12 protein-coding genes, 6 tRNA genes and 2 rRNA genes are annotated in these 18,992 nt (G+C 30.8%); 19 read left to right on the top strand and 1 reads right to left on the bottom strand.

Annotation, left to right across the window (positions count from 1 at the left end):
- Nucleotides 1-166 precede the first annotated feature (166 nt).
- The 17 genes from Ccar_RS20775 (at nt 167) to Ccar_RS20855 (ending at nt 16,920) form a co-directional block, all read left to right on the top strand.
- Nucleotides 167-3,065: ribosomal RNA gene (locus Ccar_RS20775) — 23S ribosomal RNA — on the top strand.
- Nucleotides 3,066-3,121: 56 nt separating this feature from the next.
- Nucleotides 3,122-3,238, top strand: a 5S ribosomal RNA gene (rrf, locus tag Ccar_RS20780).
- A 3-nt stretch (nt 3,239-3,241) separates the two neighbouring features.
- Nucleotides 3,242-3,318, top strand: a tRNA-Ile gene (locus Ccar_RS20785).
- A 3-nt stretch (nt 3,319-3,321) separates the two neighbouring features.
- Nucleotides 3,322-3,397 (top strand) — tRNA-Ala (locus Ccar_RS20790).
- Between the two features lie 105 nt (nt 3,398-3,502).
- On the top strand, nt 3,503-3,997 hold the full coding sequence (locus Ccar_RS20795; RefSeq protein ID WP_007064210.1) for an HDIG domain-containing metalloprotein: 495 nt from the start codon (nt 3,503-3,505) through the stop codon (nt 3,995-3,997).
- Nucleotides 3,998-4,093: 96 nt separating this feature from the next.
- The gene (locus tag Ccar_RS20800) at nt 4,094-4,609 is read left to right on the top strand and encodes a transcription repressor NadR (RefSeq protein ID WP_007064211.1); all 516 of its coding nucleotides are present in this window, start codon (nt 4,094-4,096) and stop codon (nt 4,607-4,609) included.
- Between the two features lie 26 nt (nt 4,610-4,635).
- On the top strand, nt 4,636-5,799 hold the full coding sequence (locus tag Ccar_RS20805) for a DUF362 domain-containing protein (protein WP_007064212.1): 1,164 nt from the start codon (nt 4,636-4,638) through the stop codon (nt 5,797-5,799).
- Between the two features lie 6 nt (nt 5,800-5,805).
- Nucleotides 5,806-8,520 (top strand): UPF0182 family protein, encoded by a 2,715-nt coding sequence (locus tag Ccar_RS20810; RefSeq protein WP_048030383.1) that lies wholly within the window; start codon nt 5,806-5,808, stop codon nt 8,518-8,520.
- A 145-nt stretch (nt 8,521-8,665) separates the two neighbouring features.
- The gene (locus tag Ccar_RS27250) at nt 8,666-9,496 is read left to right on the top strand and encodes a L,D-transpeptidase (protein WP_048030385.1); all 831 of its coding nucleotides are present in this window, start codon (nt 8,666-8,668) and stop codon (nt 9,494-9,496) included.
- A gap of 33 nt (nt 9,497-9,529) precedes the next feature.
- On the top strand, nt 9,530-10,921 hold the full coding sequence (locus Ccar_RS20820; protein WP_007062868.1) for an NAD(P)/FAD-dependent oxidoreductase: 1,392 nt from the start codon (nt 9,530-9,532) through the stop codon (nt 10,919-10,921).
- Between the two features lie 20 nt (nt 10,922-10,941).
- Nucleotides 10,942-11,307 (top strand): DUF1667 domain-containing protein, encoded by a 366-nt coding sequence (locus Ccar_RS20825; protein WP_007062869.1) that lies wholly within the window; start codon nt 10,942-10,944, stop codon nt 11,305-11,307.
- Between the two features lie 94 nt (nt 11,308-11,401).
- Nucleotides 11,402-12,682 (top strand): serine--tRNA ligase, encoded by a 1,281-nt coding sequence (serS, locus tag Ccar_RS20830; protein ID WP_007062870.1) that lies wholly within the window; start codon nt 11,402-11,404, stop codon nt 12,680-12,682.
- A gap of 62 nt (nt 12,683-12,744) precedes the next feature.
- A tRNA-Ser gene (locus Ccar_RS20835) sits at nt 12,745-12,835 on the top strand.
- Between the two features lie 29 nt (nt 12,836-12,864).
- Nucleotides 12,865-12,955 (top strand) — tRNA-Ser (locus tag Ccar_RS20840).
- A 95-nt stretch (nt 12,956-13,050) separates the two neighbouring features.
- A tRNA-Arg gene (locus tag Ccar_RS20845) sits at nt 13,051-13,127 on the top strand.
- A 125-nt stretch (nt 13,128-13,252) separates the two neighbouring features.
- Nucleotides 13,253-13,885 carry a DUF6198 family protein gene (locus tag Ccar_RS20850; protein WP_007062871.1) on the top strand — a complete coding sequence of 211 codons (633 nt, stop codon included), beginning with the start codon at nt 13,253-13,255 and terminating at the stop codon, nt 13,883-13,885.
- A 260-nt stretch (nt 13,886-14,145) separates the two neighbouring features.
- A complete protein-coding gene (locus Ccar_RS20855; RefSeq protein WP_007062872.1) occupies nt 14,146-16,920 on the top strand; it encodes a PAS domain S-box protein in 2,775 nt (924 codons plus the stop codon).
- Here Ccar_RS20855 and Ccar_RS20860 read toward each other — a convergent pair.
- On the bottom strand, nt 16,917-17,804 hold the full coding sequence (locus Ccar_RS20860) for a phosphatidylserine decarboxylase (RefSeq protein ID WP_007062873.1): 888 nt from the start codon (nt 17,802-17,804) through the stop codon (nt 16,917-16,919). The genes Ccar_RS20855 and Ccar_RS20860 overlap by 4 nt on opposite strands.
- A 186-nt stretch (nt 17,805-17,990) precedes the next feature.
- Here Ccar_RS20860 and Ccar_RS20865 point away from each other — a divergent pair.
- Both Ccar_RS20865 and Ccar_RS20870 read left to right on the top strand, forming a co-directional pair.
- Nucleotides 17,991-18,067, top strand: a tRNA-Arg gene (locus tag Ccar_RS20865).
- Nucleotides 18,068-18,489: 422 nt separating this feature from the next.
- A complete protein-coding gene (locus Ccar_RS20870; protein ID WP_007062874.1) occupies nt 18,490-18,966 on the top strand; it encodes a MarR family winged helix-turn-helix transcriptional regulator in 477 nt (158 codons plus the stop codon).
- The last annotated feature ends 26 nt before the right edge of the window (nt 18,967-18,992 follow it).

The following is an 18,992-nucleotide window of genomic DNA, read 5'->3' on the forward strand; positions in this document are numbered from 1 at the left end:
TAATTTTGAAGAATCTAATTCTTCAAATTGTTCTTTGAAAATTGCACAGTGAATATAACTTTTAAATTAAAAGTAAAGCTAAAGGTAAAACTACTTATTATATAAGTAAAAAAACCTTTGTAGATTTTAACTAAGAAAATTGTTGAAAGACAATTTTCACATGAATGGTCAAGCTACAAAGGGCGCATGGTGAATGCCTTGGCACCAGAAGCCGAAGAAGGACGTGATAAGCTGCGATAAGCTTTGGGTAGGCGCAAATAGCCTGAGATCCAGAGATTTCCGAATGGGGAAACCCACAATGCTAACGCATTGTACTGTAAACTGAATACATAGGTTTATGGAGGTAAACCCGGGGAACTGAAACATCTAAGTACCCGGAGGAAGAGAAAGAAAAATCGATTTTCTAAGTAGCGGCGAGCGAAAGGGAAAGAGCCCAAACCAGGAACTTGTTCCTGGGGTTGCGGATAGATCATAAATACTGTGATTTCTTAATTGAAGAGAGCTGGAAGGCTCCGCCGTAGAAGGTAACAGCCCTGTAAGTGAAAGGAAATAGCAGTCAGATCTACTCCAGAGTACCACGAGACACGTGAAACCTTGTGGGAAGCAGGGAGGACCACCTCCCAAGGCTAAATACTAACTGGTGACCGATAGTGAAGCAGTACCGTGAGGGAAAGGTGAAAAGAACCCCGGAAGGGGAGTGAAATAGAACCTGAAACCGTGTGTCCACAACCGGTCGAAGCACTTTTATGTGCGACGACGTGCTTTTTGTAGAACGAGCCAGCGAGTTACGGTATGTAGCAAGGTTAAGTACTTAAGGTACGGAGCCGAAGGGAAACCGAGTCTGAATAGGGCGAAAAGTTGCATGTCGTAGACCCGAAACCGGGTGACCTATCCATGGCCAGGATGAAGCGGAAGTAAAATTCCGTGGAGGTCCGAACCACGTTGGTGTTGAAAAACCATGGGATGAGCTGTGGATAGCGGAGAAATTCCAATCGAACTCGGAGATAGCTGGTTCTCCTCGAAATAGCTTTAGGGCTAGCGTTGAGATTGAGTAGTGGAGGTAGAGCACTGAATGGGCTAGGGGCTGACAACAGTTACTGAACCCTATCAAACTCCGAATGCCATATACTTGTATCTCAGCAGTCAGACTGCGAATGATAAGATCCGTAGTCAAAAGGGAAACAGCCCAGATCATCAGCTAAGGTCCCAAAGTGTAAGTTAAGTGGAAAAGGATGTGGGATTTCTAAGACAACTAGGATGTTGGCTTAGAAGCAGCCACTCATTTAAAGAGTGCGTAATAGCTCACTAGTCAAGAGATCCTGCGCCGAAGATGTCCGGGGCTAAAACTTACCACCGAAGCTATGGGCTCGAAAGAGCGGTAGAGGAGCTTCCTGTATGGAGTGAAGTCGTACCGAAAGGAGCGGTGGACTGTACAGGAGTGAGTATGCTGGCATAAGTAGCGAGAAATAAGTGAGAATCTTATTGGTCGAAAATCTAAGGTTTCCTGAGGAAGGCTCGTCCGCTCAGGGTTAGTCGGGACCTAAGCCGAGGCCGAAAGGCGTAGGTGATGGACAATCGGTTGATATTCCGATACCACCAACTGACGTTATTACAAATGGGATGACGCAGGAGGATAGGATGTGCACACTATTGGATGTGTGTCTAAGCACTTAGACAGATCAGACAGGCAAATCCGTCTGGTTAATGTTGAGGTGTGATGGGGAGTGGCTTTATGCCGCGAAGTATCTGATTCCACGCTGCCAAGAAAAGTCTCTATGGAGGATGTTGGTGCCCGTACCGCAAACCGACACAGGTAGATGAGGAGAGAATCCTAAGACCATCGGAAGAATTGTTGTCAAGGAACTCGGCAAATTGACCCCGTAACTTCGGGAGAAGGGGTGCCTATGAAAGTAGGTCGCAGAGAATAGGCCCAAGCAACTGTTTAGCAAAAACACAGGTCTCTGCTAAAGCGAAAGCTGAAGTATAGGGGCTGACGCCTGCCCGGTGCTGGAAGGTTAAGGGGAATACTTAGCGCAAGCGAAGGTATGAACTTAAGCCCCAGTAAACGGCGGCCGTAACTATAACGGTCCTAAGGTAGCGAAATTCCTTGTCGGGTAAGTTCCGACCCGCACGAATGGCGTAATGACTTGGGCACTGTCTCGACAACAAATCCGGCGAAATTGTAGTGCAAGTGAAGATGCTTGCTACCCGCGATTGGACGGAAAGACCCCGTAGAGCTTTACTGCAGCTTAGCATTGAGTTTCGATATTGTCTGTACAGGATAGGTGGGAGACTGCGAAACAGGGGCGTCAGCTTCTGTGGAGTCATCCTTGGGATACCACCCTGACAGTATTGGGATTCTAACCGGCGGCCATGAAACTGGTCACGGGACATTGTTAGGTGGGCAGTTTGACTGGGGCGGTCGCCTCCAAAAAAGTAACGGAGGCGCCCAAAGGTTCCCTCAGAACGGTTGGAAATCGTTCGAAGAGTGCAAAGGCAGAAGGGAGCCTGACTGCGACACATACAGGTGGAGCAGGGACGAAAGTCGGGCTTAGTGATCCGGTGGTTCCTCGTGGGAGGGCCATCGCTCAACGGATAAAAGCTACCTCGGGGATAACAGGCTGATCTCCCCCAAGAGTCCACATCGACGGGGAGGTTTGGCACCTCGATGTCGGCTCGTCGCATCCTGGGGCTGAAGTAGGTCCCAAGGGTTGGGCTGTTCGCCCATTAAAGCGGCACGCGAGCTGGGTTCAGAACGTCGTGAGACAGTTCGGTCCCTATCCGTCGCGGGCGTAGGAAATTTGAGAGGAGCTGTCCTTAGTACGAGAGGACCGGGATGGACTGACCTCTGGTGTACCAGTTGTTCCGCCAGGAGCATGGCTGGGTAGCTATGTCGGGACGGGATAAACGCTGAAAGCATCTAAGCGTGAAACCCACCTCAAGATTAGATTTCCCATAGCGTAAGCTAGTAAGACCCCTTGAAGAACACAAGGTTGATAGGTCAGAGGTGTAAGCATGGTAACATGTTCAGCTGACTGATACTAATAGGTCGAGGGCTTGACCAAAATAAATTCACTGTGCAATTTTGAGATAACAAAATCTCTAAAATTAAATAAGAATATCTGGTGATAATGACATAAAGGTAACACCCGTTCCCATTCCGAACACGATGGTTAAGCTTTATAGTGCCGATGGTACTGCAGGGGAGGCTCTGTGGAAGAGTAGGTCGTTGCCAGGTTAAGGATCTTTAGCTCAGTTGGTTAGAGCAACCGGCTCATAACCGGTAGGTCCGGGGTTCGAGTCCCTGAAGGTCCACCATATGGGGGTATAGCTCAGTTGGGAGAGCATCTGCCTTGCACGCAGAGGGTCAAGAGTTCGAGTCTCTTTATCTCCACCATAAAATATCTGTAATTTAAATTACAGATATTTTTTTTTATAAATAATTAGTGTACTTTATAACTATATGAATTAAAATATAATTATAAAGAAGGAGTTGTATTTTATGATTTTTTATAGAATAAAGCAATTCTATTGGGCTATAAATTCAAAGTTAAATGATAAAGATATAAAGTTTTTAAAAAGTAATTTAAATTCTCAGGAATTAAATTTATTTTTTAGATTATCTGTGAATGAACAAAAGCACTCTATTAATGTAGCTTATGATGTAGAAAAAATTTGTAAAGTCCAGGATGTAGATTCTAAAGTTATTTTAAAAGCTTCACTATTACATGATATAGGAAAATGTGTCAAAAAATTAACAATAATAGATAAAGGTCTTATTGTTATAGGAGATAAAATATCTAAAGGACGTTTGAGAAAATTTTGTAACTTAAAAAAAATATATGTTTACTATAATCATGGAATAATAGGTTATGAAATATTAAAAAAATATAATTATAATGATAGAATATTATATTTAATTAAAAATCATCATAACAATGAAGTAAAAGAAGATAGTGAATTAAATATATTGAAAATGTGTGATAGCAGAAATTAATAATGAACATTTTACTTAATAAAAATTAATGGTAAAATATAGTTATAAATTTGTTTATTACTATTAATTTAATTGCTATATTTATTGGAGGTAGAAATGAATTCAAAAGAAAGAAGAACATATATAGAAGAAATACTAAAAAAAAGTAATAATCCTGAAAAAGGGCATGAATTGGCTGAACAATTAGGAGTAACAAGACAAATAATAGTAAAGGATATAGCTATATTGAGAGCAGAGGGTAAAAAAATTATAGCTACACCAGAAGGGTATTTAATGCCTAAGGAACAAAAAAGTATAGTAAAAAGGGTTATGGCTTTTTCACATAAAACTGAAAATATAGAAGACGAACTTAAAGTTATAATTAAATTTGGTGGCATAATAGAAGATGTTATCGTAGAGCATCCTTTATATGGAGAAATAAGAGGAATGCTTATGATAAAAACGTTTTATGATGTAGAGAATTTTATAAAGAAGATAAATAAATATAAGGCAGAACCTCTCCTAATTTTAACAGGAGGAGTCCATTTACATACTGTAGTAGCAGAGAATGAAGAAATAATAAAGAATATGATTAAAGAACTAAAAGAAAAGGGATATTTAATATCAGATTAAAAATTTGTTAAGAATGGAGATAGGTTATGGAAAAAGTAGCATTATTAAAATGTGAAACTTATGATGTAGACATTATAGAAAAAAAATTAAGAGAAGGTTTTGATTTATTGGGTGGTGACAGTTTTTTAAGGGAGCTTATACCTTATAATAGTAAAGTTTTATTAAAGCCTAATATGTTATCTATAGAGCAAGCAGGTTCACCTGTAATTACAAATGTCAATGTATTTGAAGCTGTAATAAGGATTGTAAAGGATTATTCATCTAATATATCCTTTGGTGATTCACCTGGATTTGGAGATTCTAATAAGGCTGCTGAAAGATCAGGACTTTTACAAGTAGCACAAAAATATAATGTAAAGTTTGAAGATTTTAAAGAATCTGTACATGCAAAATTAGATAAATCTATATTATGTAAATCGTGGACCATAGCTAAAGCTCCTTATGAATCTGATGTACTTATAACTTTACCAAAATTGAAGACCCATGCAATGGCTTATTATACTGGAGCTGTAAAAAATCAATTTGGATGTATACCAGGTACTTTAAAAGCTACATGGCATACTAGAATGCCAAATGCCAATAATTTTTGCAAAATGCTTTTAGATTTGAATACATTAGTTAGTACAAATTTTGCCATATTAGATGGTATTATTGCCATGGAGGGAAATGGTCCTAAAAGTGGAAAACCTAAAAAGATGAATACACTAATTATGGGCAAAAGTTTAACTGCAGTTGATTCTATTGCAACAAAGTTGATAGGATATGATAATCCATTGGATATACCAGTGTTAAAAGAAGCATATGATAACAATTGGGGAGAGGTTTTTGAAAAAAATATAGAGGTTTTAGGTGAAAAAGTTAGTGATATGGTAGTAAAAGATTTTGAACTTTGCAGGGAAGGAGGAAATTTTTATTTTATAAGCCCGCAGGTTACTAATTTTTTAAGAGATCTAATTGCACCAGATCCTGTTGTTATAAAAGAAAAGTGTATTGGATGTGCTAGATGTTCACAAGTATGTCCAGAAAAGCCAAAAGTAATAAAAATAATTGAAAAAGAAGGAAAAAAGTATCCTGTGTGGAATATGAAACAGTGTATAAGATGTTTTTGTTGCCAAGAATTATGTCCTTGTGGTGCAATAGAAACTAAATATTCAACTCTTGGAAAAATATTAAGGATGAATAAGAGGTGATTAAAAATGAAAAGAAAACCAATTTTTATTACAACTATATTTATAGTATTTTTAGGTCTTTTTTCTATAGGAAAGATTATGAATTTTATAGTAAATATAGAATGGTTTAAGGAAGTAGGATATTTATCTATTTATTTTACTAAAATAGTAGCAGTTTTTAAACTTATGATACCTATGTTTTTAATTAGTTTTATAGGTATATGGATATATTATAAAAGTTTAAGACTTAGCATTATTAAATTTAAGAAGGTTGTAGAGGTAAATGCTAGAAAAACCGTTATTGAAAGAAAAGTATTTTTTATAATTAACACAATAGTATCCTTTATAATATCTTATGTATTTTCTTCAACCTATTGGTATAGGATATTGCAATTTACTAATTCAGTAAGATTCAATGTAAAGGATCCTATTTTTAATTTAGATGTATCTTTTTATGTATTTAAACTACCTTTAATAGAATCTATTTATGCGGAAGTAGTGACTTTACTGATATTTTTGGTAATTATTACTTTAGTGACTTATTTTATGTTAAGTGCTAAGGATAGAATTTATTCAAGAAAAAACTTTAGAAGTAAGTTTAGTAATGTAAGTTTTTTTAATAATGGACTTACTAGATTTGCAGGTAAACAATTAGCAGTTGTTTCATTTCTTATAATGATATGTGTTTCTTTAGGGTATATATTGAAAGCTATTAATTTAGTATATAGTAATAGAGGTGTTGCATTTGGTGCTAGTTATACAGATACTCATATAACGTTATTATTTTATAAGGTTATTGTAGTCGTAGCACTTATTGCAGCTATAATTATTTTTTGGAGTGTGATTACTTCAAAGGCAAAACCTATAATAATGTCTATTGCTGCAATAGTTAGTTTAGTTGTAATAGAAGGATTTGTATCTACTGGGGTGCAGAACTTTATTGTAAAATCAAATGAAAAAACTTTAGAGCAACCTTATATAAAGTATGACATAGATTATACAAGAAAAGCTTTTAACATCAATAATATTGATGCAAAACCTTTTGAAGTAAAAGAAAACTTAACTCAAGAAAATATAAAAGATAATAAAGATACTATAGATAATATAAGAATAAATTCTGTTAAACCTGCATTAGAATTTTATAATCAAGTTCAAAATATAAGATACTATTATGGATTTAAAGATATAAATGTAGATAGGTATAATATCAATGGTAAGATTAATCAGGTGTTTATAGCAGCAAGGGAAGTTAATAGTAAATCCTTAGAGCCTAATACATGGCAAAATCGTCATTTAGTATATACACATGGATATGGAGTGGTAATGAGCAAAGTAAATACAGTAACATCAGAAGGACAACCTGATTTTCTAATAAAGAATATACCTCCTGAAAATAGCACTAATATCAAACTTCAAAATCCAAGAATATACTTTGGAGAAAAAACAGATGATTATGCTATAGTAAATACTAAGATAAGTGAATTTGATTATCCTAAGGGTGGAAGTAATCAAACTAATAATTATGATGGTCCTTCAGGTATAAAAATGACATTGCTAAATAAGATATTTTTTGCAGCTAATAAAAAAGACTTGAACTTTATTCTATCTAGGGACATAACAAGTGAAAGTAAAATTCTCATAAATAGAGATATAATTGACAGAGCAAAAAAAATAGCACCATTTTTAAAGTATGATTCAGACCCTTATATTACTATAAGTAATGGAAAACTTTATTGGATTTTGGATGCGTATACAACGTCTGATAGATATCCTTTTTCCCAACCACAAGATAACATTAATTATATAAGGAATTCTGTTAAAGTAGTAATAGATGCATCAGATGGAACTACGAATTTTTACATGATGGACAAGAATGATCCTATTATTTTAAGTTATGCTAAGATATTTCCTGGGCTATTTAAAGATTTAGGAACTTTATCTGATGATATAAAGCAGCATTTTAGATATCCACAAGATTTATTTAAGACTCAATGTAGTGTTTTAGGAAAATATCATATGACTGATCCAGGAGTTTTTTATAATGGAGAAGATTTATGGGAAGTAGCAAAGAATCAAAAACAAATAGATGGAGAAAAAGATACAATGGAGTCACCATATGTAGTTATGAAGCTTCCAAATGAGAAAAGTGAAGAGATGATTCTTTTACAATATTTCAATATGAAAAACAAAGATAACATGGTAGCCTTGTTTGGTGCAAGAATGGATAATGATAATTACGGTAAAATGGTATTGTACAAGTTTCCTCCTCAAAAAACTATATACAGTCCATATTTGTTTAAACAAAAGATAAATCAGGATACTACAATATCTCAAGAATTAGCTTTATGGAATAAGAATGGATCTCAAGTACAGTTTGGAGATACAATGATAGTTCCAATAAATGATTCATTATTATATATAGAACCTATGTATTTAAGAGCTAGCGGTAAAAATAGTATACCAGAAATGAAAAGAGTTATAGTTTCTTATGGTGATAAAATAGTGCTATCAGAAAATGTAGAAACTGCTCTTCAACAAGTATTTAATTATAAGAATGAAAATAAGAATGATGAATCAAGTAATAATAAAGCTCCTGAAGATACTACTAAAAAAGTGCAAAATATAAAAACAGCTAAAGATTTATATGATAAAGCCATAGAAGCACAAAAAAGTGGAGATTGGGCTAAATATGGTGAATATATAAAGCAACTTGGAGAAACAATAAATCAATTAGGAAAGTAAATGAAAATAAGAAAATTATTAGATAAAAATAATGTGACGTCATTAAATTGCAGTGATGTTTTATATTGAAATTTGGAAATACAGGTTTAAATTATAGATTATGTGCAAATAATACAAATACAGTATCTAATTGGAGGTATTTGCATTGAAAAAAACTATAATTTTAAGTTTTATACTTACCTGTATTTTTATTTTTGCTCCAGCATTTATGGTACAGTTTGATGATAATTCACAAGGTAAGGTAAATACAGAAACTTTAAATAAAAATAATGATAAAAGTAATTTAGATAAAAAAACTTTAAATAATAGCAATGATAAAAATAATTTAGATAAAAAAAAGGTTATAGAGGATGTAGCTATATTTTCTTCAAATACATGTTTTAAGAAAACTTATTATATAGCAGCTAATAAGGTAGATGTTTACACTGATAATTCAGGAAAGGGTAAAGTACTATTTCAATTAGCTAAAAATGATGTAGTAGTAGCTTATAAAAGTGAAAATGGTTATATTTATTGTGAAGAAAATAAGTGTGGAAAAAGAGGATGGATAAAAAATAATAAGGATAACTTAAAAGGAATAGTATATAAAAAAACAGATTATATATTAGATGTTGATCTAATCAAGCAAAATATAAATGTTATAAAAAACGATAATACAATAAGAACTATTTCATGTTCTACAGGAATGATGGGGAATCAGGATACTGAAACACCTTTAGGGATATTTTATGTTCAAAACAAAGGAGAGTATTTTTATAGTAATAAATATAAAGAAGGAGCAAGATATTATATTAAATTTTTTTCAAATTATCTAATACATTCTATACCAGTTGATGAAAAAGGTAATATAATAGAAGATGAAAGGAAAAAGATAGGTTTTCCATGTTCTCATGGATGTATAAGAATATCTGTAAAAGATGCTGAATGGATATATAAAAACATTCCTGAGAATTCAACAGTAATTATACATTACTAGAATTACTGTAAATCTTTGAGAGGAAGGTTAACTATGGATTATGACGTATTGATATTAGGCGGGGGTATAGTAGGCTGTGCAGCTGCATATGAGCTTTCAAAGTATAATTTAAATATAGCCCTTATTGAGAAAGATTATGATATAGCAGATGATGTTGCACTTATTAATTGTTCTGTAGTATATGATGGATGTGAAGGTGAAGATACTTTAATATCAAAATTACAAGTTATGGGCAATGATATTGTTGGAAAAGTCTCGGATAAGTTTAATGTTGATTTTGAAAAGTGTGGATATTTAATTGTTGCTGAGGATGAAAAGGGCGAAGAAAAACTTAAGAATATGTATAACACATCAATAAGAAGAGGAATAAAAGAGATATATTTATTAGATAAAGAGCAGGTATATGAAATGGAGCCAAATTTAAATATAGATGTAAGAAAGGCTCTTTATTCTAAAAATACGGGAGTAATTTCTCCTTATGATCTTGCAATAGCTTATGGAGAAATTGCATTTGATAATGGAGTAAACTTTAAATTACAAGAAGAAGTTTTGGACATACAAAAAATATCAAAAGGATTTAGCGTAATTACAAATAAAAATAAATTTACGTGTACTACGGTGCTAAATACTACTCCAGGAGAAAACTATAGTGTAGATAGTTCTAATAAAGTAAATAAAAATAGAAGTAATTTAAAATATTTTTTATTGGAAAAAGAATTTAAGGCAAATTTTAAAAATATAATATCAACTTTAAATGAGAGTGAAAATAAATTATATACAATTCCTACAGTTGATGGAGGATATGTAGTAGCAATAAAAACAGATGAAAATATAACCTATGAAGAAAGTATAGAAAAGATATCTAGTTTTATGGGTAATATAGATGAAGAATGTATTGGTGCTTTTTATGAGTCATCATTTTTTAATGATACTTTAATAATAGATGATAGTTCAATTGATAAAGGATATGTCAAGGTTACAGGAAAAAATTACAGTCAGGTTACAATAACACCTGCTATTGCTAAAATCGTTTGTGAGACTATAGTGAGTAATTTAAATTGTGTTTTAAAAAAGGACTTTGTAGATAAAAGAAGAGATTTTTATAGATTTAGATATTTATCAAATGATGAGAGAAAAGAAATTATAAAGTTAAATAAAAAGTATGGTAAAATAATATGTAACTGCCAAAAGGTAAGTGAGGGAGAAATAATAGATTCCATTAGAAGGCCTTTAGGAGCACGTACAATAGAAGGTATAAAGAGAAGAACAGGAGTAACATTTGGAAGCTGTATGGGAGCTCAATGTTTAAATAAAATATCATCAATATTAGCGAGAGAAACTGATAAAAAAATTACTGATATAGTTAAAGATTCCAAAAACTCAAAAATTATGATAAGTAGAATTAAAGAGTTTGATGATATATAATAATTTGGAGGAAGCTTAAATTGATAAAAGAGATTATTTGTGATAAATGCAATAAAAAGTGCATATTAGGAATAGATAAATATGATGATTCAATAGAAGTTTCAGGTAATTTGTGTAATATAGGTGAAGAATATGCAAATTTTAAAATTAATAATAATAAAGATATTTTTACTACTTTAGTAAGGATAAAGGGTGCAAATAGTAATGTAATTTCAGTAAAAAGTACAAAGCCATTAGACAAAAAATTATGGGTAGAATGTTCTAAAGCATTAAGTAGACTTTATGTAGGTGCACCAATGAGACAGGGAGATATAGTTTGTAAAAATATCTTAAATACTGGGGTGGACATAGTTTCTACTAAAACTATGGTTAGAATTAATAAGTAAAATGAAAAGTTTTAGTTAATTATTGTAAAGAGCCTTTCATCCTCTTTTTGGGAATGAGAGGTTTTTTGGTTAAAACTTTAAGGGGGAAAAATTTATGTTAGATTTAAAGAGGATAAGAAAAAATAAGGAAGAAATTAAAAAAGCATTAAAAAATAGAGGGGAACATTTTGAAGAAACAATTATAGATGAGGTATTAGATTTAGATGAAAAAAGAAGAAGGATACTAATTGAAGTTGAAGTATTAAAAAATAAAAAAAATCAGGATTCAATTCAAATAGGAAAATTAAAAAAAGAAGGTAAAAGCTCAGATTTTATTGTTAGTGAAATAAAGAATTTGACAGATAAAATAAAGCAATTTGATATTGAACTTTCAGAAGTAGATAATAAAATCCAATACATAATGCTTAGGATACCTAATATACCTCATATATCAGTTCCAGAAGGCGAAACAGATTCAGATAACGTAGAAATAAGAAGATGGTCAAAACCTACTAAATTTGAATTTACTCCAAAGGCTCATTGGGATATAGGAGCAGATCTTAATATACTCGATTTTGAAAGAGGAGGAAAAGTTGCAGGATCAAGGTTTACATTTTATAGAGGATTAGGAGCTAGACTTGAAAGAGCAGTTATAACATATTTTTTAGATGTGCATACAGAAAAACATGGTTATGAAGAATTGTTTCCACCATATATGGTGAATAGCAGTAGTATGGTAGGAACAGGTCAGCTTCCTAAGTTTGAAGAAGATACATTTAGAATTTCAAATAGTGATTTATTTTTAATACCTACAGCTGAAGTTCCAGTAACTAATTTTTATAGGGATGAAGTTCTAAAAGGTGAAGATTTACCTATAAAACATGTTGCATATAGTGCATGTTTTAGATCAGAATCAAGTTCAGCTGGAAGAGATACAAGAGGTTTAGTAAGACAGCGTCAATTTAATAAAGTTGAACTTGTTAAGTTTACAAAACCTGAGCAATCTTATGATGAACTTGAAAAGTTAACTAATGATGCAGAAGAAATATTACAAGGCTTATGTCTTCCTTATAGAGTAGTTAAGATATGTAAAGGAGATTTAGGATTTACAGCAGCTTTAAAGTACGATATAGAAGTATGGATGCCAAGTTACAATAGATTTGTAGAAATATCAAGCTGTAGTAATTTTGAGGATTTTCAAGCAAGGCGTGCTAATATAAAATATAAGGAAACTTCAAAGGATAAGCCACAGTACGTTCATACATTAAATGGATCAGGATTAGCTGCAGGGAGGACAGTAGCTGCAATACTTGAGAATTATCAACAACCAGATGGAAGTGTAATAATCCCAGAAGTATTAAGACAATATATGGGAGATAAAGAGAAAATAAGATAATATAAAAAAAAGTGTTGACATGTATATGGTATGTTGATATAATAATACATGTCAACAGACGTGGAAAGATGGTCGAGTTGGTTTAAGGCACCGGTCTTGAAAACCGGCGTACGGGTGACCGTACCTAGGGTTCGAATCCCTATCTTTCCGCCAAATTATAATAATTTATAAATGTAGGGCATGGAGAAATACTCAAGTGGCCGAAGAGGCGCCCCTGCTAAGGGCGTAGGTCGGGTAACCGGCGCGAGGGTTCAAATCCCTCTTTCTCCGCCATAGAGCACCTAATATTAGGTGCTTTTGCTTTGTAAACTAAACAATATAAAATTGATTTTTTTTTATATTTGTGTTAATATAATTATGTTAAATATGCGTTAGTAGCTCAGTTGGATAGAGTAGCTGGCTACGAACCAGTTGGCCGGGGGTTCGAATCCTCTCTGACGCACCATTATTAAGACTTTTCAAGTTATTGGAAAGTCTTTTTTATATACATTAATGTAATTTAGTATAAATTCTAAAGTATATAAGATAATTAAATTATTTATAAGAAAAATTAAGAATGGGGGAATACATATGAAGAATTTTTATCGTGGATTTATGTATTGTATTGGACTTATAATACTTGCATTGGGAATTATATTAAATACAAAAACAGGTTTGGGAGTATCGCCAATTATCTCAATACCTTATTCCATATCAAAGATTTGGAAAATAAATTTAGGAAATGCTACACTATGTATTTATATACTATGTGTAGCTGGACAAGCATTGCTTCGTGGAAAGAAATTTCGTATATTTGATTTACTACAAATTCCTATGAGTATTGCATTCAGTTGGATTATCAATATTTTTAATAATATGATAAATATAAACTGTGATAGTATAATAAAAAATATGATTTTACTTTTGATAGCAATTATACTTACTGGAATTGGAGCAGCACTTTCAATTGAAATGAGAATTGTTCCTAATGCTGCAGATGGACTTACACAAGCGCTAGGGGAGAAAATAGGAAAAGGACTTGGATTTGCAAAGAATATTATAGATATATCTAGTGTTCTTATTACTGTAATTATTGCAATGATATTTACGGGAAATGTTATTGGAATTGGTATAGGAACTTTAGCAGCAGTACTTGGTGTAGGACGTGTTATTGCATTAGTTAATTTGCTTTTTAAAAATCAGATGCTTGCACTTGTAAATTAAAATGTAACATAATCACTGTAATGTAATTTGATTACTAAAATACAGAATGCAATAAAGATATTAATATGAGCTATTAATTGCTTATAGAATTAAAAGTCTGTAAAACATTAGTTTTATGGATTTTTTATTTTGACATGTACTTAGAATGTATATGTTGACATTATTGGCTATAAATCATAAAATTAATATAAAAGTTAAGAAAATTTTAATTTTTTATTAATTTAATGTGATAAATTTTTTGTTAGATTTAGGAGATAACTATGAAGAAATTTATTGGAACAGCAAAGGTTAAGAAGTGGAATTTAAAGTTTATCGATGAAAAGAATAAATACTTGTCTATATTTCAAAGTATCCCTAATCCAGTTATTATTTTAGATGATCAAAATGTGATAAGTAATATAAATGATACAGCTACTGAATTATTCAAAGTTATGGATTTTAATGTGAAGGTTGATAATTTAAATGAAAAGAAAAAGTTTTCATGGATAGAGGATGAATTAAAATATTTTTGTTCTGGCAATTATTCTGAAATTAGTTTTATAAAAGAATATAAGTCGTATAATGACAATTTATCTTTTAAAGTAAAGCTTAAAAAGATAAGAGTAAACGATAATTTCATAGGTACTATAGTTATATTAGATGATATTACTAATTCAAAAAAAGTATCAGAAGAACTTGAACATAGTGAAAAAAGTTTAAGAGAAATTACGGAAAGTATGAAGGATTTAATATGTAAAATAGATATTAATGGTAAAATACAATATATAGGTCCTTCAGTTAAGCAAATACTAGGATATAATTTAAAAGACCTAATAGGAAAGTATATATTTAGCAATATTCATCCTGAAGATTTGGATAAAACTATGAGTTCTTTTAATAGAGGATTTATAGATAAAAGCAGCACTGGACAAGAGCTAAGAGTTAGAAAGCAAGATGGTCATTATATCTGGGTTAAATTCACATATAACCCGTTGTATGATGAAAATGGCAATGTTTCTGGTGCCATAATTGTAGCAAAAGATATTACAAAAATAAAAGAATTAGAAGAAGAGTTGAAAAAATTCAAGCTAGAAGTAGAGTCCGCAAAGTTAGCTAAAAGTGAATTTTTAGCTAATGTGAGTAATGAGATAAAGAATCCACTAAATTCTATAATAGATATGACAGATGTAATGTTGTTTAATACTAGTTTAAATGAAGAACAAAATGAATATATGAGTATCATTAAAAAATCATCAGAGTCACTTCTTAAGACAGTAGATAATATGTTAGGCTTTTCTAAGATAGAATCTGGTAAGGTAAGGCTTGAAGAGTTTGAATTTAATATTAAAGATATAATATATGAAACTTTGGATGCTTTGGCTATACGTGCTCATGAAAAGAATTTAGAACTTATGATATATATACATCCAGATTTAGATGAAAACTTAATAGGAGATTATTTCAAGCTTAAACAAATCATTATAAATATAGTTGGGAATGCAATAAAGTTTACCGAAAAGGGAGAGGTTGCAGTATATGTAGAAAAAGTAACAGATAAATTAGATAAAATTAGTTTAAAAATTTCTGTTATTGATACAGGTATTGGTATGACCGAAGAGAATATAAATAAATTAAATAAGTATTTTAATGGAGTAGGTAATTGTAAATTAAAGAAATATGCAGGGAATGGATTAGGATTAATTCTATCAAAGCAGTTGATAGAATTAATGGATGGAGAAATATGGTTTGAAAGTAAATATAAAAAAGGAACTAGCTTCTATTTAACTTTAGATTTTAAATTGCAGCAGTATAAACAAGAAATAATTAATTATAATTATTTAAAAGATTTAAATGTGCTCTTAGTCGATGATAATAAGACTAATAGGACCATCGTTTATAATATGCTTAATGATTTAGAAATGGGAGTAAGATTTGTAGCTAATGCAGAAGAAGGGCTTAGTGTTGTTAGGGAATATGCAAAGCTTAACAAGTATTTTGATGTTATTATAATAGACGAAATTATGCCAGGCATGAATGGTTTTACATTAGCAAGTAAGCTAAAGAAGGAAATGAATGTTACTAATCCAATAATTATGATGCTTTCAAGTATGGAATTAAATAAAAGTAAAAGTAAGTGCAAACAAATGGGTTTGTTTAATTATTTAGTTAAACCTATAAAGCAATCAGAATTATGTGATGTGATTAAAAATGCACTGAACATAGAAGATAGAAATGAATCAGTAAATAACCATTGTGATTATAAGTTTTTTGATAATGTAAAAAATAATATAAACAAAAATTATAAAAATAAGATAAATGTACTTATATCATCAAAGAGAAATATGAACAATAACGAATTCATTAGTAATTTAGTTGAAAAAAGAAATTGTAATGTTTTTTATGGGTCTAATAAAAAAGAAATTTTTAGTATATTAGAAAATAATAAAATTAATATGTTTATTACTAATGTTGAAAATAATGAAACGGATGTAGTTGAATTAATTAAAGAAATTCGAAATAAAGAAAATGAAGAAAACATAAAAGTTCATTTACCTATAATAGTCATAAACAAAGATTCAGGGAAAGATATCAAGAAAAGATTTTTAGAGATTGGTGCTAATGAATGTATATGTAATTTGGAAGATATAACTGGGGTGTATTCGAAAGCTGAACGAATGATAAAAAGCAATAAAATTAATTATGGTGAACAAGCAATTTTAGATTTAGATCAAGTTATTGATATTACAGGAGGAGAGGAAAAGCTTTTTAAAGAATTAATTGAGGTATTTTTTCAAGCTTATCCTGAACAAGTAAGGGATATAAAAGAAGCTATAGAAAAAAGCGATTCTAGTGAACTTCAAGTAAAATCTAATAATTTAAAGCAAGCATTACGAAGCTTAGGAGCTAAGTCTGTATTTGATTTAGTTGATGAGCTTGAGAATATGGCTAAAAATAATGATTTAGATAATGCAAAAAAGACTTTTGAAAGAATTCAGTTAGAAATTATAAGATTAAAAAGTGTATTAAATAAGATTCAAAAAATAGGAAAGAATTAAATTTTCTTTCCTATTTTTTCACCCATAAATACTTGTGTTTCATATCCTTTATTGGTCTGTTCAATTAATTCATCATCAATTGTAATTTTACCTTTTTCAATAAATAATATTGTTGTAGAACCACCAAACTTAAAATATCCTTTTTCATCACCTTTTTTTACACTTTTGTTAGGAATATATGTTTGTAATATTGATCCAACACAAGTTGCACCAACCTCTATGTGTAAGATTTCACCAAAATTTTCTGAATGAAAAATGCACCATTCTCTTTTATTTCGAAAAAATAAATCAGGTATTTTTTTTAAAGCTATAGGATTTACAGAATAATAATCACCTTTAATTTTATTAGTAGAAGAGCAAATACCATTATCTACAAAATGAAATCTGTGATAGTCTGTAGGACATAGCCTTAAAATTATACAAGTACCTCCTTTAAAAATATCAGCAGTCTCTTTATTTTTTATAAGATCATATAAACTATAAGAATATCCTTTTATATTTAATACATTATTTAAATCAATGTTTTCATAAACTAAAAGTTTACCGTCACCAGGAGAGACTATAGAATTAATATCGGAATATATAGGTCTTGCTGATGGTGTTAATTTCCTTGTAAAGAAGTCATTAAAGGATTCAAAATCATTTAACTTTTTTTCACAGCAAGACATATCTATATTAAGTTCTTTAACAAAAGGAATAATCTTTTTTTTACTAGCTTTTCTATCACAAAAGTTGCCATATAATTTAGAAAATATTTTTTTCTTAAACAGCAATTCTAAAAGTGTCATTCCTACAGGAGATGAATAAATCCAGTTAAGATAAGTATCTCCAGCAACTTGTTCAATTTCATATTTTTTTGATTGTCTATTATAGTACTTGATCATAAAACTTGTACTCCTTCTATTTGTAAAATTCTTAATTTAAATTATCATTTATTATTTGTAAAATGTCAAATTTAACACAAAATATTAAAAACTAATTAGGCTATATAAGAAAATTAACTTTTGTACTTTCAGAAAATTGACTTTTATAATAGATTGTAATAAAATAATAAGGTAATATGTTTATATGCGCTCGTAGCTCAGTAGGATAGAGCAGCGGTTTCCTAAACCGCGTGCCGGGGGTTCGATTCCTCTCGGGCGCACCAAATATAAAGTCTTGTAATCATAGTGGTTACAAGACTTTTTGTCGTCTTGAAATATTTATGCTTTAATTAAAATTTGCATGGATTGTCGTTAATTTTTAAATACTTATCTTACCTTCTACACTTAAGTTATAGCAGTATGCCAACCTTCCTAGTTTAACTACTTTCAGCACAAATACTGAATTATATCTTTGAACTATATATTTTTTATTTTGCACAATTAAAATTGAAAGTTACAAATTATTAATATTAATTTCCAATTATTGATATTGCAACTAATATAATAATGTGTATAATAGTTAGTATAACTAACAGTTAGTTATACTAACTATTAGTTATGGTAACCAATGTTTATATGACTATCAGTATATTAAATTAATAATGTTAGAAAAATAATATGAAAAAACATTTTAGGAGTGTTGTTTATGAAGAAGAAAGATACCGATTTAATTAAGATTGATCCAATGGAGTTAACGTTTGAGGTAATTGACGAGATTGTTAAAATATCAGAATTAATAAATAAAATTGGCGAAGAAGGCTATAAAAGGTTTGAATTAACACAGGCACAATTCAAGGTTCTATATTATTTATATTTATGTGGTGATGAAGGAAGTACTTCATCTACTCTTAGTAAGAAATTGGGAGTAAAGAAACCTAGTGTAACAACTTTAATTGATAGAATGACATTAAAAGGAATTGTTATACGACAGGAAAATGAAAATGATAGAAGGTATACAAAGATTAGTATAACAGAAGAGGGAAAGAAAATTTTAGCTGAGATAATACCAGATAAAGAAAATATTATAGCGTCTTTAGTAGGTGTTTTACCAGAAGAAGAGATGCAAATTCTACATGAATCACTTATAAAAATTAGACAACGTTTGAATAACAGGTTCTTATAAGTAAATATATTAGTTGGTTTAGGAGG

The sequence above is a fragment of the Clostridium carboxidivorans P7 genome, assembly GCF_001038625.1.
Classification (GTDB): domain Bacteria; phylum Bacillota; class Clostridia; order Clostridiales; family Clostridiaceae; genus Clostridium_AM; species Clostridium_AM carboxidivorans.